General features: G+C 59.9%; 14 protein-coding genes and 1 tRNA gene. 9 read left to right on the forward strand and 6 right to left on the reverse strand.

What is annotated here, in order from left to right; translation table 11 throughout:
• Positions 1 to 86: 86 nt before the first annotated feature.
• Positions 87 to 176: transfer RNA gene (locus Q0601_RS02565), tRNA-Ser, on the reverse strand.
• Between the two features lie 323 nt (positions 177 to 499).
• Between Q0601_RS02565 and Q0601_RS02570 the strand changes: the two genes are divergently transcribed.
• The 3 genes from Q0601_RS02570 (at position 500) to Q0601_RS02580 (ending at position 3,261) form a co-directional block, all read left to right on the forward strand.
• On the forward strand, positions 500 to 841 hold the full coding sequence (locus Q0601_RS02570) for an ArsR/SmtB family transcription factor (RefSeq protein ID WP_305286820.1): 342 nt from the start codon (positions 500 to 502) through the stop codon (positions 839 to 841).
• The gene (locus Q0601_RS02575; protein WP_305286822.1) at positions 838 to 1,764 is read left to right on the forward strand and encodes an SRPBCC family protein; all 927 of its coding nucleotides are present in this window, start codon (positions 838 to 840) and stop codon (positions 1,762 to 1,764) included. Before Q0601_RS02570 ends, Q0601_RS02575 begins: the two co-directional genes overlap by 4 nt.
• Before the next feature lie 306 nt (positions 1,765 to 2,070).
• Positions 2,071 to 3,261: an OpgC family protein gene (locus tag Q0601_RS02580; protein ID WP_305286824.1), complete on the forward strand. Its 1,191-nt coding sequence runs from the start codon at positions 2,071 to 2,073 to the stop codon at positions 3,259 to 3,261.
• A gap of 56 nt (positions 3,262 to 3,317) precedes the next feature.
• On the opposite strand, the gene Q0601_RS02585 is transcribed toward Q0601_RS02580, so the two are convergent.
• The 4 genes from Q0601_RS02585 to Q0601_RS02600 form a co-directional block, all read right to left on the reverse strand.
• Positions 3,318 to 4,835, reverse strand: coding sequence for a tripartite tricarboxylate transporter permease (locus Q0601_RS02585; protein ID WP_305286826.1), 1,518 nt, complete (start codon positions 4,833 to 4,835; stop codon positions 3,318 to 3,320).
• A gap of 3 nt (positions 4,836 to 4,838) precedes the next feature.
• Positions 4,839 to 5,333 (reverse strand): tripartite tricarboxylate transporter TctB family protein, encoded by a 495-nt coding sequence (locus Q0601_RS02590; RefSeq protein WP_305286827.1) that lies wholly within the window; start codon positions 5,331 to 5,333, stop codon positions 4,839 to 4,841.
• Positions 5,330 to 6,271: a Bug family tripartite tricarboxylate transporter substrate binding protein gene (locus Q0601_RS02595; protein WP_305286829.1), complete on the reverse strand. Its 942-nt coding sequence runs from the start codon at positions 6,269 to 6,271 to the stop codon at positions 5,330 to 5,332. The genes Q0601_RS02590 and Q0601_RS02595 overlap by 4 nt, the downstream gene beginning before the upstream one ends.
• A gap of 205 nt (positions 6,272 to 6,476) precedes the next feature.
• Entirely contained in the window at positions 6,477 to 7,568 is a 1,092-nt protein-coding gene (locus tag Q0601_RS02600; RefSeq protein WP_305286831.1) for an ABC transporter substrate-binding protein, read from the reverse strand.
• 79 nt (positions 7,569 to 7,647) lie between these two features.
• Here Q0601_RS02600 and Q0601_RS02605 point away from each other — a divergent pair, with 79 nt between their 5' ends.
• Both Q0601_RS02605 and Q0601_RS02610 read left to right on the forward strand, forming a co-directional pair.
• Positions 7,648 to 8,319 carry a response regulator transcription factor gene (locus Q0601_RS02605; RefSeq protein ID WP_305286833.1) on the forward strand — a complete coding sequence of 224 codons (672 nt, stop codon included), beginning with the start codon at positions 7,648 to 7,650 and terminating at the stop codon, positions 8,317 to 8,319.
• A complete protein-coding gene (locus Q0601_RS02610) occupies positions 8,316 to 9,713 on the forward strand; it encodes a sensor histidine kinase (protein WP_305286835.1) in 1,398 nt (465 codons plus the stop codon). Before Q0601_RS02605 ends, Q0601_RS02610 begins: the two co-directional genes overlap by 4 nt.
• An 83-nt stretch (positions 9,714 to 9,796) precedes the next feature.
• Here Q0601_RS02610 and Q0601_RS02615 read toward each other — a convergent pair whose 3' ends face one another.
• Positions 9,797 to 10,843: a tyrosine-type recombinase/integrase gene (locus tag Q0601_RS02615; protein WP_305286837.1), complete on the reverse strand. Its 1,047-nt coding sequence runs from the start codon at positions 10,841 to 10,843 to the stop codon at positions 9,797 to 9,799.
• Between the two features lie 289 nt (positions 10,844 to 11,132).
• Here Q0601_RS02615 and Q0601_RS02620 point away from each other — a divergent pair, with 289 nt between their 5' ends.
• The 4 genes from Q0601_RS02620 to Q0601_RS02635 all read left to right on the forward strand — a co-directional run bounded on the left by Q0601_RS02620 (position 11,133) and on the right by Q0601_RS02635 (position 16,801).
• Positions 11,133 to 12,386 carry a DUF4123 domain-containing protein gene (locus Q0601_RS02620; RefSeq protein ID WP_305286839.1) on the forward strand — a complete coding sequence of 418 codons (1,254 nt, stop codon included), beginning with the start codon at positions 11,133 to 11,135 and terminating at the stop codon, positions 12,384 to 12,386.
• Positions 12,379 to 15,051, forward strand: coding sequence for a toxin VasX (locus Q0601_RS02625; protein WP_305286841.1), 2,673 nt, complete (start codon positions 12,379 to 12,381; stop codon positions 15,049 to 15,051). The genes Q0601_RS02620 and Q0601_RS02625 overlap by 8 nt, the downstream gene beginning before the upstream one ends.
• Positions 15,051 to 15,890, forward strand: a complete 840-nt coding sequence (locus Q0601_RS02630; protein ID WP_305286843.1) for a hypothetical protein — start codon at positions 15,051 to 15,053, stop codon at positions 15,888 to 15,890. The genes Q0601_RS02625 and Q0601_RS02630 overlap by 1 nt, the downstream gene beginning before the upstream one ends.
• A 71-nt stretch (positions 15,891 to 15,961) precedes the next feature.
• A complete protein-coding gene (locus Q0601_RS02635; RefSeq protein WP_305286846.1) occupies positions 15,962 to 16,801 on the forward strand; it encodes a hypothetical protein in 840 nt (279 codons plus the stop codon).
• Positions 16,802 to 16,814 lie beyond the last annotated feature (13 nt).

Below are 16,814 nucleotides of genomic sequence, written 5' to 3' on the forward strand. Positions count from 1 at the left end.
CAGATTTCCGCCACGCAGTCCATAGCCGAAGAAGGTGAGCGACACCGCCCGCGGGGCAGAGCAGGGGCATTCAATCGTATGATTGATGGCGGAGACGAAGGGATTCGAACCCTCGAGACCCTTCCGGGCCTACTCCCTTAGCAGGGGAGCGCCTTCGACCACTCGGCCACGTCTCCACCGATCCGTATATGGATCGGCAGGCAAGGAAACAAGGGCAAAAATCGATGCTTGCATGCGAAGGCCGGATTTTCGCGCCGTGATGCTATCTGGCAGAGTAACACAACACCGCGCAGCATGTTGCGGGGGGAATTCGTCAACGGTTGTTCTTGTTTTGCCCCAGCCCTAGCCCCTTCCGCTGCCGCATCGCGAAGAGACATAACCCGCAGCGCCGACTGCTCCTGTCTTCTAACTGCTAACCGCCACCCGGTCTGAGCATAAAACTTAGCAACTTGACAAAGTTTTGCTTGCGTCATCGGAAAATTTCGGAATAGTTAGCGATATGGCTAAGCATGATTCCGATCTCTCGCTGCTCTTTCGCGCGCTTGCCGATCCGACCCGCCGGTCGATCCTGACCCGGCTTGCCGAAACACCGGCGCGGGTAACGGATCTGGCCGGGCCTACGGGACTGCGGCTGCCCACGGTGATGCGGCATCTTTCCGTGCTGGAACAGGCGGGGCTGATCACGACGTCCAAGGACGGGCGGATACGCACATGCGCCATCGTGCCCCAGGCTCTGGATCCGGTTCGGACATGGCTCGACGAACAGCGGGACATCTGGGAGGCCCGGCTGGACCGGCTGGATGCATTTGTGATGAATGTGATGAAGGAAGGCAAAGAATGACACGGAACCCCGCGACAAATATTGCGCCCCGAACGGTACCTGATGACAGGAAGGGTCGCTTTGCGACACTTGCTTTCGACAGGGATGTGGCCGCGCCAGTGGCCGTGCTGTGGGAAGCATGGACGACTCCGGCGGCGCGGGCGATCTGGGCTGCGCCATCGTCTTCGGTCACCGTGGAGTTTCTGGAGGCCGATACCAGGGTGGGTGGGCGCGAGCTGTCGCTTTGCAAGGTGGCGGGCCATCCGGATATCCGCTGCGAATGCGGCTGGCTGGAGTTGCAGCCCATGTTGCGCAGCGTGAATTACGAGGTGATCTCATCCGAAGGCGTAACGCAATCGGTCGCGCTGGTGACAGCGGATATTTCGGGAACGCAGGAACGTAGCCGGCTGGCCCTGACGGTGCAGCTTTCCTCGCTGGCAGAGGACATGGAGGCAGGCTACCAGGAAGGTTTCGCCGCCGGACTGGATAATCTCGCGGGCACGGCTGAACGGACCATGGTGCTGCAGCGGCGGATTCAGGCACCGCGATCCGTCGTCTGGGGGGCATGGATGAACGCTGAAACGCTGCCGCAATGGTGGGGGCCGGATGGCTTCTCTTGCCGGACGCAAAGGATCGATTTGCGAACGGGCGGTGAATGGGTATTCGACATGATCGCGCCGGACGGCACGGTTTTCCCGAATCATCATCGCTATCACGAGGTCTGTCCCGAAGACAGGATCGGCTATACGCTGCATTGGGGTGAAAACGGGCCGAAACATGCCGACGCCTGGGTCTCGTTCGAGGAGCAGGACGGGGTAACGAAGGTAACGCTGGGCATGGTGTTCAGCACGGCTGCCGAGTTTCAGGAGGCAAAGGGATTCGGTGCGGCGGAACTGGGCCTGCAAACGCTGGGCAAGCTGGAGCGCTTCGTTACATCCGGTTGAAATACTGCATTTTCCATGGGCGGGAATAGCAGCAAATGCAACGATTGCCGATATCGGCGCTTCGGGAAGGAAACCTGATGCGCTACCGGCTTGCGGCCCGAAATGCTGAAAGCTGTCGGCGTCCTGGCGGAATGAGTGCCGCGCCGGACCGGTCCGCAGGCAAGCGTGACCCACGGAAATGGGCGGCATTTCCTGACCGGGCAATAACGGCCATGGAAATGCGCTGAACAGATTGCCATGCAACTGATCCTGCGCGAGTTGCGTTGATCCCAAGATCACGAAACAACATAGCGCCGAAAGGGCATTATGCAGCGGCTGGAAATACTGGATGGCATGCGAGGGTATTTCCTCGTTTTCATGATGCTGAATCACCTGACCTTTGCCGGCGGCTATCTGCTGGTCAAGTTCAATCACGGCGAATTGGGCTATGTGCAGGACGCGCAGGGCTTCGTGTTCCTTTCGGGCATGCTGGTCGGCATGGTCTATGCGCGCCGCATGCTGAAAGCGGGTTACGAAACGGGCGCCCGCCAGATCCGCAAACGAGCCCTCGACATTTACCAATATGCGGCCGGTTCCCTGCTGCTGATCATGGTGCTTGGCCTGTTCTTGAAGGAATCCGCCACCTATTGGGAGCCCTGGCTTTGGGATCTTGCGAGCCATGATCCCGTTTATGCGGTGGCGTCCCTGCTGCTGATCTATCAGCCCACCTATATGGACATCCTGCCGCAATATATCGTTTACATGCTGGTATCGCCGCCGCTGGTGTGGCTGTGTGTCACCGGCCGCTGGTCCTGGGTCATCGCTTTCTCTGTCGTGACATGGGTCGCGGTGCAGCTTACCCTGCATTTTCCGCTGGCGGACGGGATCCGCATGATGCTTGACCAGCTTTACGATGGCAAATTGATGCGGGCCGCCTTCAACGTCCTTGCCTGGCAGATCGTTTTCATGACCGGTCTCGTGCTGGGCTCGGTGACAGCGACGCAGAAGATTGACTGGCGCGAGGTCTTCGCGCGGGACGGAGCGGTCGTTCTGGCATGGGCGGCGTTTGTCCTTGTGCTTTGCTTCCTGTCCATACGCATGGGCTTCACCTTCAAGTTCATGCCCGAGAACATGGCCGAGGCGATCAGAAGTCTGGATAACCGGACCCGGTTCAGCTTCGTCTATCTCGTGAATTTCATGGCAACCGGATATCTGGTGTCCTGGATGGTCATTGCCGGTCCATATGCGCGCCCCCGGATCGTAAGGGCGCTGGGCAACGGGCTGCGCTGGATCTTCACCCTGTCCTTCCTGCGCCTGATCGGCCGGCATTCACTTCAGGTTTATGCATGGCATGTGGTCGTGATCTATCTGCTGAAGGGCTTCGAGCATCATAACGGCCCCTATAACGAACTGACCAAGACCGCGATCGCGCTTCTGGCGGTTGCCTCACTTGCCATCCCCGCCATTTACCGGGAACGGGCAAGATTCTTCGGAAAATCCCCTTCTTCCGCGGCGTGAACAGGCAGCAAGCGTAAAAGACAGATCCCGCCCCGGTCAGGGGGCGGGATCTTCGTTTAGTCCTCGTCTCCGGCCATCTGCGACAGCATCTCTCCCTTGCCGCGCGCGCGCATGATCAGCGGCACGATAAAGGCCAGCGCCGCCAGGCCCAGCAAAACAGCGGCAATCGGCGACTGCACCAGCGTCGTCCAGTCGCCCTGGCTGATCGACAACGCCCGGCGCAATTGTTGCTCGGCCATTGGGCCAAGGATCAGACCGACCACGATTGGCGCGATCGGATAACCGAAAAGGCGCATCACATAGCCAAGAACACCGAAGGCAAGCAGCATGCCAAGCTCGAAGCTGGAAGGATTGGCGCCAATGGTGCCAAGCGTGGCGAATAAGAGGATCCCCGCATAAAGCCAATGGCGTGGAATGGTCAGCAGCTTCACCCACAGCCCGATCAATGGCAGGTTCAGCACAAGCAGCATCGCATTGGCGATCAACAGTGATGCAATCAATCCCCAGACCAATGTCGGGTTGGTCGCGAATAGCAGCGGGCCGGGTTGCAGGCCGAATTGCTGGAACCCTGCCAGCATGATCGCCGCAGTGGCCGAAGTCGGCAGACCCAGCGTCAGAAGCGGCACCAATGTCCCCGCCGCGCTGGCGTTATTGGCGGCCTCGGGACCGGCGACACCCTCGATCGCGCCCTCGCCGAACTCTTCGGGATGTCTGGTCAGCTTCTTTTCGGCGGCATAGGACAGAAAAGTGCCGATCTCGGCCCCGCCCGCGGGCATGGCGCCGATGGGAAATCCGATGGCGGTGCCGCGCAGCCACGGTTTCCAGGACCTCATCCAGTCCAGCCGGTTCATCCAGACCGATCCCTTGACCGCCGTCACCTGATCATCGTGCTGCATGCCCTGTCCGGCGATATACAGGGCCTCACCCACCGCGAACATGGCGACGGCCATCGTGGTGACCTCGATCCCGTCCAGCAGATCGGGCACCCCGAAAGACAGGCGCGCCTGTCCGGTAAGCTGATCGATGCCGATACAGGCGAGGGCAAGGCCCAGAAACAGCGAAGTCAGCCCCCGCAGCGCGGAATCTCCGAAGGCGGCGGATACCGTGACGAAGGCCAGCACCATCAGCGCGAAATATTCGCGAGGCCCGAAAACCAGCGCGATCTTGACGATCCATGGCGCAAGGAACGCCAGCAGGAGCGTCGCGATCAGCCCGGCGATGAACGAGCCGATGGCGGCGGTGGCCAGTGCAGGCCCCCCGCGCCCCTTGCGGGCCATCTTGTTGCCCTCGAGCGCGGTGATGATAGAGGCGCTTTCTCCCGGTGTATTCAGCAGGATCGAGGTGGTGGAACCGCCATACATGCCGCCGTAATAGATGCCCGCGAACATGATCAGCGAGCCGGCCGGGTCCAGCCGGTAGGTAACGGGCAGAAGCAGCGCTACGGTCAGCGCCGGACCGATGCCGGGCAGCACGCCCACCGCCGTGCCAAGCGTCACCCCGATCAGCGCGTAAAACAGCATCATCGGATCCGACGCCGTCACAAGGCCCTGCAAAAGGAATGAATAAGCGTCCATGTGCTAACCTCTTGGGAAGATCAGCTGCTCGACCGGCCCGGCGGGCAGATGCAGCATCAGAAGTTGCGAGAATACGCACCAGACCGCGAAGGACAGCACGATGCCGATCGGAATCGTCATTGCCAGGTTCCGCTTGCCGAAGCCTCTTGCGGTGAAGGCGAACAGAATTCCCGTTGCGATTGAAAAGCCGGCTGCGTGCAGCAGCAGCATCTGCGCGGCAAGCCCCGCGACGATCCACAGGACCGGCGCCGCCTGCTGCGGGGGGCGCTCGGGAAATTCGCCGCGCAACGCGGCGGTCGCCGTCCACAATGCCAGCAAGATCAGGCAAAAGCCCACGACACGCGGCATGCTGGCCGGACCCAGCCCGGAATAGCCGCCCAGATCGGCAAGCCGTGCGCTGTCCCAGATTATCACCAACCCAAGGACGACAAGGCCGGCCGCGATGAAAAGCGCAGCCGTATCCCGGCTGCGCTTCCTGTTCTGCGTTGCGGGTCTCATTTGATCAGACCGATATCCCTGAGCACCGCATCGGTCGCGGTGATGTCGCTTTCCAGCTGGGCGTCGAATTCCTCGCCGGCCAGATAAGTGTCGGCCCAGCCTTTGTCGGACAGTTGTTTCTGCCAGCTGTCAGAGGTCACCATAGCCTCGATATCGGCTGAAACCTTCGCTTTCTGCTCATCCGTCAGGTCCGGAGCGGCGGCCACCATGCGCCAGTTCTCCAGCACGACATCCAGCCCGGCCTCTTTCAGGGTCGGCGCATCCACGCCCTCGATGGGTTCCGGGGCCGAGGTCGCCAGAAGCCGCAGCGTTCCCGCCTCGATTTGCGCCTCGAACTCACCCAGGGACGAGATTCCCGCCGTCACCTGATTGCCCAGAATCGCTGCAAGCGCTTCGCCGCCACCCGAATAGGCGATGTAATTGATCGTCGTCGGATCGACTTCCGTGGCCTTGGCGATCAGCCCGACCGCGATATGGTCTGCCCCTCCGGCCGAACCCCCGGCCCAGCTGACCGAGCCGGGATCGGCCTTCAACTGCTCGATCAGATCCTCGATCGATTGGATGGGCGAGGCGGCGGGAACGACGATGGCCTCATATTCCCCGGTGAGCCGTGCGATCGGGGTGACGTCCTGCAGGGTGACGGGCGAATTGTTGGTCAGGATCGCGCCGACCATGACATAACCGCCAACGATCAGCGCATCGGGGTTGCCCCGGTTCTGGCTTGCGAATTGCGCCAGCCCGATGGTGCCGCCTGCGCCCGGCACGTTCTGGACCTGCGCCGAAGGCGAGATCCCTTCCTCCTGCATGACTGTCTGCATCGCGCGCGCGGTCTGATCCCAGCCGCCCCCGGGATTGGCGGGCGCGATAATTGTGTAATCGGCCGCCGCAGGCAGCGCCATTGCACCCGCAAACAGGCTGGCCAGTATAAAAGTCTTCATGATATTCCTCCGTCGAGTCCGGGATTGCAGCTTCGCCCCGGTGCTGATTGTTATTGTCGGTCTGAACGCTGCGTCTCTCCCAAAACGCTGCAACCTTAAGGAAGGGTTTATTGCGTCATGACCCGTTCCGCGCGTTATTCCAGCATAGAAAGCTGTCATCCACCTGACATCGGAACAGTTTTTTTCATGAATCGGGAGATTGCGGTCAATCGCCCCGCAGGGCGTCGTTCCATCGTTTCAGTAAACGCGCCCGCGTGGCCTGATCAAGATATGCCAGCAATCCCGGGCTGACCGGGACCGGCTTCAGCCGCAGCCCTGCCAGCTCCTGCATTCCGCCGGCCGGACCGGTCTGGCCCGCAACCTCCAGGCTGACGGCGGATAGCCGCAATGTGCGCGACAGCAGCATCTGACCCTCGGGCGACATCAGGAAGGCAAGGAATGTCTCTCCTGCATGGGGTGAGCGTGCCGCTGTGGGGACAAGTCCGATGCGCGAGACGACGACCGTGAAGTCGCGCGGCAGGATCAGGCCAACCTTCTCGGGATGTTTGCGCGCGAATTCGGCCACATAGGAGCCCAGCAGATTATAGCCCAGGACCAGTTCGCCATCGGCAATACGCCGCAGGATTTCGGCCGAGGTCGGGTATTGCTTTACGCCTGCCCTGCCCATTGCGGACACGACCGACCAGATATCCGGGTACAGATCCTGATCGCGTGCCATGAACAGGTAGCCCACACCCGAACGTGCGACGTCATAGGTGCCGATCCGGCCTTGCGCCTGAGCGGGATGTTCAGCCATCCAGCGCAGCAGTCCCGCGCGGGTGGTCGGCAATTCCTGTCCGGCGAAACTGGGCTTGTGATAGGCAAAGACTGCGGGTTCATATGTCAGCGCATAGGCCGTGTCGCGCCAATTTGCCCAATTCGGCCAACCAGCCGTGTCGGGCGTTCTGACAGGCCGGGCAAAACCGTCATTGGCCAGTTTCACCTGAAGGTCCATCGCCGAAGAGAAAGCGAAATCCGCCGTACCGGTGCCCGCCTCGCTTTCAGCGACGATCCGGTCATGCACCTCCTCCGTCAGCAAGGTTTCGTATTGGACGCTCATCTGAGGGTGCCTGGCCTGAAACGCCCTGATCAGAGGTTGGGCAAGTTCGATATCAAGCGAGGAATAGATCCTCACTGATCCCTCGGCCTGGTCGGAGGGTGCGGGAAATTCCGCAAGCTCGGCCCGCGCGGTCCCGGACAGCGACAGGATGATGACGGCGATCATCGGGGCAAACAGGCGTGAAACAGGTAACCGCATGGGCGGAATATTGAAACAGCCATAACCCGTTCACAAGCCTGACGGCGAAGGTTAGATTCCATGCCGGGGGGAATGAGCCATGCGCATCTTGCTTGTGGAGGATAATCTGTCCTTGGCCGAAAGCCTGGCTGCGTTGTTGCGTCAGTCCGGTTATGCCGTGGATATGGTTCAGGACGGCGCCACGGCCGAGACGCTGGCGGCGGCGGTGGATTTCGATCTGGTCATTCTGGACCTGAACCTGCCGAAAATGGACGGGCTTGATGTGCTGCGCAAAATGCGGGCGCGGCGAAATTCGGCGCCGGTGATGATCCTGACCGCTCGTGGCAGCCCGGAAGAACGGGTCCGGGGGTTGGATCTGGGCGCCGATGATTATCTGATCAAACCCTTCGATATCGGCGAGTTCGAAGCGCGTATCAGGTCGATTCTTCGCAGGCAGGCCGGGTTGCGCAGTTCTGTCGTCAGTTTCGGCCCGCTCGAATTCGATCTGAATGCCCGCAGCTTCTCGGCCTCGGGCCTGCCGCTGGAATTGCCGACCCGCGAGCGCGATCTGCTGGAACTGCTGATGCTGCGCGCAGGCAAGGTGGTGGCGCGCGAATCGATCATTGCCTCCTTGACGACGCTTGATGCGGATCTGTCCTCTAATGCGGTCGAACAATATGTCAGCCGATTGCGCAAGCGGTTGGCCGAACTGGGGCTGACTGTCCGCACGGCGCGGGGCATCGGCTATTTCCTTGACCGGGTTCACGAATGAAACTGCCATGGCCCGCAGGGGAATCCTTCTCGCTTCGGCGCAGGCTGCTGGTCTGGCTTTTGGTTGCGACTGCAGTTCTTGGCGTGGGCGCCTTGATCGATACCTGGCGCGAATCGGTCCGCATGGCGAATGCGCTGGCCGACCGCCTGCTGGTCGGATCGGCCATGATCATCGCCGAGCGTGTCTCATTGGACGAAGAGGGGACGATCGCGATCGAAATCCCTTATGGGGCGCTCGAAATGCTCAGTTCGGCCGCGCAGGATCGCGTGTTCTACCGGGTCGACGGTCCGCCCGGCCATCTGGTCACGGGTTATGACGATCTGCCCGTGGCGCATGCCAAAGGTCAGGGGCCGGCTTTCGCGGACGCCACATTTCGCAGCGCGCCCGTTCGCGTGGCCAGCGTTTCCGGCGCGGCCTCGACCGGCATCGATGAGATTCCCTTTACCGTTACCCTTGCGGAAACCACCATTGCCCGGCAGGAGCTGACGCGGGCCATCATGATCCGTTCCGCGCTTCGGCTTTTGGCCATGATATTGGGCGCCGCCGCCATCGTCTGGATCGCCGTCACCGTGTCGCTGCGGCCGCTTTACCGTCTAAGCGATGCCATCGCCGAACGTAACCCGGCCGATATGAGCCCGATCGAAACACATGTGCCGTCAGAGGTCCGCAGCCTGGTCCAGACGATCAATTCCTTCATGCGGCGACTGAAATCGTCGATGGACGGGTTGCGCAATTTCACTGGCAATGCGGGGCATCAGTTGCGTACGCCGCTTTCCGTGGTGCGCACCCAGCTTGCCTTGATGGCACGCGCATCGAGCTTGTCCGAGGCGCAACAGGCCGCGCAGAAAGGTGATGCCGCGGTCGGCCATGCCGAGCGCGTGCTGGCGCAGCTTCTTCTGCTGGCAAGGGTGGACGGGGCGGCCGGAGCGGGGCCCGACAGCGCACTTGTCGACCTGACCGCGCTGGCGCGCGACCTGACGGCCGAGCATATCCCCGCCGCCGCCGAAGCCGGCATTGATCTGGGCTTCGAAGGTGCCGAAGCCTTGTCGGTTCATGCCAATCCGATCCTGTTGGGCGAGGCGCTGCGCAACCTGATCTCGAACGCCATTCTGCATGGTGGCCGCGATACGGTCGTGACCATACGTGTACGGCGCGACGACAATCTTGTCCTGCTGGAGGTCGAGGATAACGGCCCCGGCATCCCATCCGATGCCCATGCGGCCGTGATCAGCCGCTTTTTCCGAGGCCGGGCCATCGGCGCAGGCATGGGGTTGGGTCTGCCTGTGGTCGAGGAAATCGCCAATCTGTTCGGCGGCAGGCTGACATTGTCCGGAGGGGCGGAGGGTCGTGGTCTTCTGGCGGTCGTCGCGTTACCCGCGCAGCCGGATCGCTGAGCGGGCAGGTTTGGGTTCAGCGGATGCCTTTTTGCCGATGCCGGAGCAGGGAGGCCGCGATGGGCAACAGAGACGCATGATTCTCAGTCCAGCAAATCCGTTGCGGGATTTTCCGCGATTTCGACATCTGCGTAATATTGTTGGGCCTGATTGGCAGACCGGTGGAGGGAAAGCTGCATGGCGGCGGGCAGGGGCGCTCCGTCAAGGGCGGCCTGCGTCAGGAAACCGGCGCGCAGCCCATGGGCAGAGGCGAAGCCGGGAGGATAGCCCGCGCGTTCAAGGCGGTGGCGGATGATTTCGCTGAAACCTTCGGGCGTCAGGCGGCGCGGCAGGGGGCGGTCGGACAGGCTGATGGGCCGGAATAACGGGCCGTTGTCGATTCTCGCGGCGGTGATCCAGGCCATCACGGCGCGCGCGGCACGCCCCTTCAGCGGCAAACGCGGGGCGGCGTTCTTGCCCGTGGTTTTGGTTGACAGCAGACGGATGCGCAGCAACCCGCGATCCTCGAATTCCTCGTTATCGATATCGTCGCGATTCAAGGCCACGATCTCGGACCGCCTGCGCCCGCCCGAGCCCCAGCCCAGCATCAACGCCGCCCGGTCCCGCAACCCCCGATGACTGTGATCGCAACTGGCCAACATCGCTTCCAGCACATCGCGGGTGATGGGATGTTCGGATTTGCGCAGGCGTGGCCGGGCTGCAGCGCGGCGAGCCCGCCCACGGGCCTGCGCGACCAGCGGCGCTTCAAACGGGCTGGCGAGATTCTTCATCCTGTGGAATGCGCGCCAGCTTGCAATGCGCCGGTCCAGCGTTGCGGGTGCCGGGCAGGACAGGCTGCGGCGCAATCCGGCCCCGATCAGGGCTTCGGCAACCTCACGCGCCGGACCCTGCGCGTCATTCAGGTCAACGGCGTGATCAAGCACGAAGCGCAAGGCGACATTTTCACTTTCCGGCCAATCCAGCGGCGCGTTAAAGGCGGCCTGCTTCCACGCCGTAATATAGGCCAGATCCCGTTCCCACGCGCGCAACGTGTTCTGGGGCGTGCCGCGCCTGTAAAGATCGGCCAAAGCGGCCTCGTCGGCGGAAGAGAGGTGAAAGGGGGCGATGGGCAGGGTCATGGCGGTGATCATGCCCAAGCTTCCCGGGCCTCGTCAATATCTTCGATAATGATCGCTTATCGGAACCAGAGTGACGAAGGCAGAGAGGCTGTCGTGATGCGGATGGCTGCATGCGATCACCGGTCATAACTCCGTTGACTCATTCATGGTTTTCTCGCTTTTGAGTTGTGTCGTTGCAAAATACTGAACGAAGCAGTACGAGTTTCAAAGACCATGTGGTCATAGACGGGATCGCAATTCTCGATCCCTATTTTCAGGGTGAACGCCACCATATTTCTTAATTATCCTATGAGCCACAATCATGAAGGATATCTTCCTTGGTCCGGTCAGGCTGCAGTCAGACCAGATTTCCGTTCCCATCGACTGCTCGGTCGCGATACTGGCATCAAGGCCAGCCGCGATCGAAGCGCAATTGGCCGACGCGTTTCCCGGATTGGGCCGGATCGTTTCTTCCGGACGACTCGTTTCTGCCAACATGGTGCTGGACAACAGGACAGACATTCCGGCGGAACTGACCGAGCCCCTGCTGCGGCTTTCGCCAGAGCATCCGGTTGCCTTGGTCAGGCACGATACAGGAGAGGTTTTTTCACACGATCCCCAGGGGGCGGTGAGAGTCCGCGATCTGGGCAGGATCCCACCCTTCGCCGGCAAAGGAAGCATCGGCAATGACGCAACCGTTCCTGCCGGACTGGAAGAGGCATTCCTTGCCGGGTTGAAAACAGAGACCGGGCAGGGGGAAAGCCTTTATGCCGTGATCGATGCTGCCGCTTGTCCGGGCCTGCCCGAGCGGCTTGCCTCATCCGGCCTGCACCACAACAATCTGTTCAAGGGAGAGGCGGCCGAGTCTCTGGCAGATGTCTCGCCATATCTTGTTGAGTTTTCCGGGCATGAAAGCTTCCTGCGCAGATTGTTCAGCACGCGCCGGACCGAGGCGGACTGGATCAATCTGTATGATCTGGACGCGTGTCTTTTCCTGCGCAGCACTGCCGATTTCGACAGTATTCGAAGCCATTTCCGCCGCTATACAAAGTTCAGGGACGAGACAGGGCGCTGGATGTTCCTGCGTTTCTGGTCGTCGCATTTCCGGGCCTATCTCTGCTCGACGGATCTGCGGGCTTTGCCGCGCGGTTTCCTGAGCCCTTTCAGCGCCGTATTGTGCCGCCTTCAGCAAGATCGATGGCAGATGGCCACACTGCGCCCTGATCGGACAGTTCCCCCTGACGGGTTTACGCAAGAGTTCCGCTGGTTCTGTCGTACACGGATTCGCCTGCGGTTCCTGGCGAAGGTTCGGGATCATTTGCAAGAAACCCATGGACAGGCACCGGGACAGGAACGGCTTGCGCTGTTCTATCTGCGCGCCCGTACCCGTGGCTATCGCAGTGAGCGGGCGGTTGCACGCTACATGGAAACCTTGTGGCTGAACGAGCGGCGCGGGTGGAAAGAGACGGATTTGCTTGCGTTGGATGCGGCCCGTGCGACCCATACCCTAAGCGATACGCATCGTGCGGGGGAATTGTTGAAACTAGTGCAAAATGAGGGGGAACGTCATGTCTGAACACGGTAATTTTTCCGCCAATGCGGATGCCGAAGCCGATGCCTGGCATTGTACGCCCGGCCTGATCCCGATCTTTCCTGTGCGGTTCTCCCAGCAGCCCTTCGATCTTGGCAATGTCGTCCCACCCAGTTCGATCAGCAATCCGGGCAGTTCAATCATCAGAACGCTGCGCCAGGGCTATGTCTATATCTTCATCGAATCCCCCGAGGATCGGGAAGATGCCACGGCGCGCGACGGCAGATGGTATGTGTTCCGGCACAGCACGGCGTCCGAGGATGTCAATTCCGATGTCGCCCCGGAAGGAACGGATACGCGAAATGCCGGCCAGTTCATGTTTTCCAAATATGAATGGACCGATAATTACGGACGCGGAGACTGGACCTATAGCGGCGAGCGGCATCCCTATTGCTGGGTTCCCCGATGGGCTAGCACGGTCTGGATCGCCTATAGCGAATATCGCTGGCCCCCGGTCTTTTTCGAGAAGGGCCACGGTCAGGCGTTCCGTTCGCAGATCATGCAGAAGATCGACCTGCGCGGCCAGAACCAATGGGCGGCATATATTGGTGAAGCCCCTGAGCTGGTGGAAGAATTCAAACCGGAATCGGGGCGCAATATGGTCGTGAAGGCGCGGCTCAACCTGTCGCAGACCGGTTTCGAGCCGCGTCAGAACTTTCCCATCAGCCAGAATGCCCAGTCCGAGCAATGCGTGGCGATGGCGGCCCTGTTCGATCCGATGGGCGATATCGCCGAGCTGCGCTACCGGCTTGAATTGCTGAATGATCACCAGACGCGTTTCAGCTCGGAGAACACCTATCCGCTGACGATCGGCGCCTTTTGCGAGCAATTGGAGACGGTTCTGCCCAAGCGTGACGGATTGCTGAATGTGTTCAACAAATTCGCCCTGCGCGAAGATTGGCAGGCATCTTATCTGGGATTGCGCAGCATTCTGGATGCTCTGGTCATTCAGACCAGGGATACTGTGCGGGCCGCGCAGAACATGATCGGCAACGAGGCCGATCATCAGCTTGGCAAACATCTTGCCCTGGGCAGTCAGGAGGCCGAAGCCGGTGATCTCGATGCGCTTGAATATTACAGCGTGCTCCTTGGACGTGCGGTCGAGACGCTTTGCTTCACCGCGCAGGGATCGGGCGCGATACGCGGGGGTCTGGGCGGCGATATCGAGACTGCGGGCCAGTCACTCCGGGCATGGCTTGGAAAGTTCCGGAGCCTTTGGAACGGTGTCAGCAAGCGACCCTTCGAGCTGTACAAGCAAAAGCAATATTCCTTCCAGATCGTCTTCGAGGCCATCGGGGTAGAACTTGCACAGGAATTGTCCGCGGGCACCCAGTCAATCGAAAGCTGGGAAGCCGCGCTGGATGCGGGATACAAGCGCAACGGATCAGAGGCGCTAAGATTTTCGCGAAGATCCATGAACCTTGAAGATGCCGTCAAATTCGTCACCGGCAATCTTGATCAGACCTCCTACCGGGCAAGCAACGTATCCGGCGCGCTTGACCATGGCGGAGGTGTATTGGCCACCCGAAGAGTCATCGATGCAGGCCAGACCGCCGATATTCCGTTCATCGAGACGAATACGACGGCAAGTTTCGTCGGAGGAATTGACGCCCATCGCCGGATCGCAATGGCCGATATGACCAGTGCGGGCTTCGGGTTGTTTCTGGCCACCTGGGCATTGGTAGAGACGACAAAGGCAAGCGCCAAAGCCCAGACCCCTGAATTGATCGAACGGGGGCTGCTTACAAGCTTTGCCGCAAGGAACGACTTCAAGCTTGGTGTGGCTGCGGTCGGCATGGCGGAAGCGCTCAACTCGACCTACACCAAGTTTCGCGCGACCCGGCATACGGTGTCCCAGATCTCTTCGGAAGCATTGTCGACCTTATACGAAGGGGCGGCCAACAGAAATGCGCTTGTCGATATCGCCAAACCGACGCAAGGCGCAATCGGGCGCGCAGTCGGGTATTGGCTGCCACGGGTGAGCGTGGCGGTCGGATCCGTGGTTGCCCTTGCTGGCGCTTATCGGGGCTATGAAAGGCAGGATAATAACGAGATCGTCGGGAACATCGCCATGCTGATCGGCGGCCTGCTGTTGTTCCCGGGGTTTGGCTGGGTCGCCGCATTGGTAGGGGGCGTTCTGCTGTTTATCGGCTTCCTGTTCACGCTGGGAACCTATACACCGATGGAAGATGTCGTTCGGTTGAGTTTCTGGGGGTGGGCTGTGCCGTATTGGGGGGACCGGCAACGCTCAAGTTTCAGCGCACAGATTGAAACCGCTCGTGGCCTGCCGGGCGAGATCAAAGATCATTTTAAGGAAGAAGTTGCCCGTTTCGCGGAATTCGGCTGGGCACCCGAAATTGTTAACCTTGAAAGCGGAGACGGCAGTTTCCTTGTGCGCAGCGAAGCCATTACCGAAATGGGCGCGGATGCGATATCCATCAAGGTCGAACAGGAAATGTCGGGGCCGCAGTTCAGCACCTATTGGCGTGATTTACGCACGGCCAAGACCGCAATACCCGGGGCGAATACCATACGCATCACCTTGACGGATCAAATCGCGACGGCAAAACCGGTCAGGGTAACCGCGACCGTCACAGGAAAGCGAACCGGCATGGAGTTGAAAACCGTCGAAATGTTGGAGAATCCCTGATGTCAACCAATCGGGAGGACGATCCTCGTTATCTTGTGGAAGGCTCGGCATGGTCTGGGCCGGATAGTGTGGATTTGAAGCCCTATTTCGGCAAGATGAAGATCGTCTTCGGTTCTTTGGCCATTATAGGGATCGGGGTCCATATTTGGTTTGTTATCACCAGCCCTCTGACCCAAGATAATTTTCTTGGATTATTGGGAGAGGGTATTTTTTGGGGAGAGAACGAATTAATGAGTCACACCTATGAAAGTTGTCGGACATGGGCTGATTTCTTTCCGGTATGTGGCCCCGAAGTTACAAAACAAGAATTCATGCTTGCCATGATCAAGCAGGAAATCGTGGGAGTTTTACTCTACTCGATGGTGCTTCTTGGCCTGCCCTCCATATTCCTGTTCTGGCGCCGCCCCGCTCCGATACGTTGCAACAAAGCGCTTAAGGCGATCTATTCCTGGCGTCGGGGCAGGCTGTTCATTCATTCCGGCCACTATATCGAATTCAAACAGAAGAACTTTTACGACGCGATAGCGCAAAGTTCACGTCGCGGCCCGGCGGTGATCGAACTGACAGACAGCCGGAGCCCTGCGCGAAAGGGAAAATTCAAGGTCGGTCCTTATGTCAGCCGACTGGAATCCCAGCCTGCGCGATTGCTGGGGCAGATGCGGAATTTTCTGCTGGGTTACGAAGGCCCGACGCTGTCAGAGGCGCGGCCTCGGCGGCTGAGTTATCCGTTCTGGGAATGGTCGCTGCTGCCTCCTCACCGCCTGCCGGCTGATATCGATGCGCAGGCGGAACGCTGGCTTCGTGAGCATGGTCTGCATCCGGACGATGCTGACGGCTAGCTGAGCGGGTTTGGTAGCAGGGAAGCGGGCTTGCATGTGTTTTTAAATAGTGAAATTTTGGAGAATCCCTGATGTCAACCAATCGGGACGACGATCCTCGTTATCTTGTGGAAGGCTCGGCATGGTCTGGGCCGGATAGTGTGGATTTGAAGCCCTATTTCGGCAAGATGAAAATCGTCTTCGGTTCTTTGGCCATTATAGGGATCGGGGTCCTGATCTGGTTTATCATGACCAGCCCCTTGACCCATGATCGCTTTTTGGGACTGTTAGGGCAGGGTGTTTTATGGGGTAAAAACGAATTAATGAGCAATACCTATGAGGCCTGCAAAGAAGGGGCTGATTATTTTCCGATATGCGGTCCGGATGTGACGCCGCAAGAATATTTTCTTGCACGGGCTAAGGATAAAATTTGGGATTATGTATTCTACTTGGGCGTTTTTCTTGGCCTGCCCTCCATATTCCTGTTCTGGCGCCGCCCTGCTCCGATACGTTGCAACAAGGCCCTGAAGGCGATCTATTCCTGGCGTCGGGGCAGGCTGTTCATTCATTCCGGCCACTATATCGAATTCAAACAGAAGAACTTTTACGACGCGATAGCGCAAAGTTCACGCCGCGGCCCGGCGGTGATCGAACTGACAGACAGCCGGAGCCCTGCGCGAAAGGGAAAATTCAAGGTCGGTCCCTATGTCAGCCGACTGGAATCCCAGCCTGCGCGATTGCTGGGGCAGATGCGGAATTTTCTGCTGGGTTACGAAGGCCCGACGCTGTCAGAGGCGCGGCCTCGGCGGCTGAGTTATCCGTTCTGGGAATGGTCGCTGCTGCCTCCTCACCGCCTGCCGGCTGATATCGATGCGCAGGCGGAACGCTGGCTTCGTGAGCATGGTCTGCATCCGGATGATGCTGATGGCTAGCTGAGCGGGTTTG

Source organism: Paracoccus wurundjeri (genome assembly GCF_030678915.1).
In the GTDB taxonomy this organism is placed as follows: Bacteria; Pseudomonadota; Alphaproteobacteria; order Rhodobacterales; family Rhodobacteraceae; genus Paracoccus; species Paracoccus onubensis_A.

Excerpts from the sequence above, each read along its gene's own strand:
- Q0601_RS02635 (WP_305286846.1), top strand. The coding sequence starts at position 15,962 with ATGTCAACCAATCGGGACGACGATCCTCGTTATCTTGTGGAAGGCTCG.
- Q0601_RS02580 (WP_305286824.1), top strand. The coding sequence starts at position 2,071 with ATGCAGCGGCTGGAAATACTGGATGGCATGCGAGGGTATTTCCTCGTT.
- Q0601_RS02595 (WP_305286829.1), bottom strand. The coding sequence starts at position 6,271 with ATGAAGACTTTTATACTGGCCAGCCTGTTTGCGGGTGCAATGGCGCTG.
- Q0601_RS02615 (WP_305286837.1), bottom strand. The coding sequence starts at position 10,843 with ATGATCACCGCCATGACCCTGCCCATCGCCCCCTTTCACCTCTCTTCC.
- Q0601_RS02570 (WP_305286820.1), top strand. The coding sequence starts at position 500 with ATGGCTAAGCATGATTCCGATCTCTCGCTGCTCTTTCGCGCGCTTGCC.
- Q0601_RS02585 (WP_305286826.1), bottom strand. The coding sequence starts at position 4,835 with ATGGACGCTTATTCATTCCTTTTGCAGGGCCTTGTGACGGCGTCGGAT.
- Q0601_RS02590 (WP_305286827.1), bottom strand. The coding sequence starts at position 5,333 with ATGAGACCCGCAACGCAGAACAGGAAGCGCAGCCGGGATACGGCTGCG.
- Q0601_RS02600 (WP_305286831.1), bottom strand. The coding sequence starts at position 7,568 with ATGCGGTTACCTGTTTCACGCCTGTTTGCCCCGATGATCGCCGTCATC.
- Q0601_RS02630 (WP_305286843.1), top strand. The coding sequence starts at position 15,051 with ATGTCAACCAATCGGGAGGACGATCCTCGTTATCTTGTGGAAGGCTCG.
- Q0601_RS02610 (WP_305286835.1), top strand. The coding sequence starts at position 8,316 with ATGAAACTGCCATGGCCCGCAGGGGAATCCTTCTCGCTTCGGCGCAGG.
- Q0601_RS02620 (WP_305286839.1), top strand. The coding sequence starts at position 11,133 with ATGAAGGATATCTTCCTTGGTCCGGTCAGGCTGCAGTCAGACCAGATT.
- Q0601_RS02605 (WP_305286833.1), top strand. The coding sequence starts at position 7,648 with ATGCGCATCTTGCTTGTGGAGGATAATCTGTCCTTGGCCGAAAGCCTG.
- Q0601_RS02625 (WP_305286841.1), top strand. The coding sequence starts at position 12,379 with ATGTCTGAACACGGTAATTTTTCCGCCAATGCGGATGCCGAAGCCGAT.
- Q0601_RS02575 (WP_305286822.1), top strand. The coding sequence starts at position 838 with ATGACACGGAACCCCGCGACAAATATTGCGCCCCGAACGGTACCTGAT.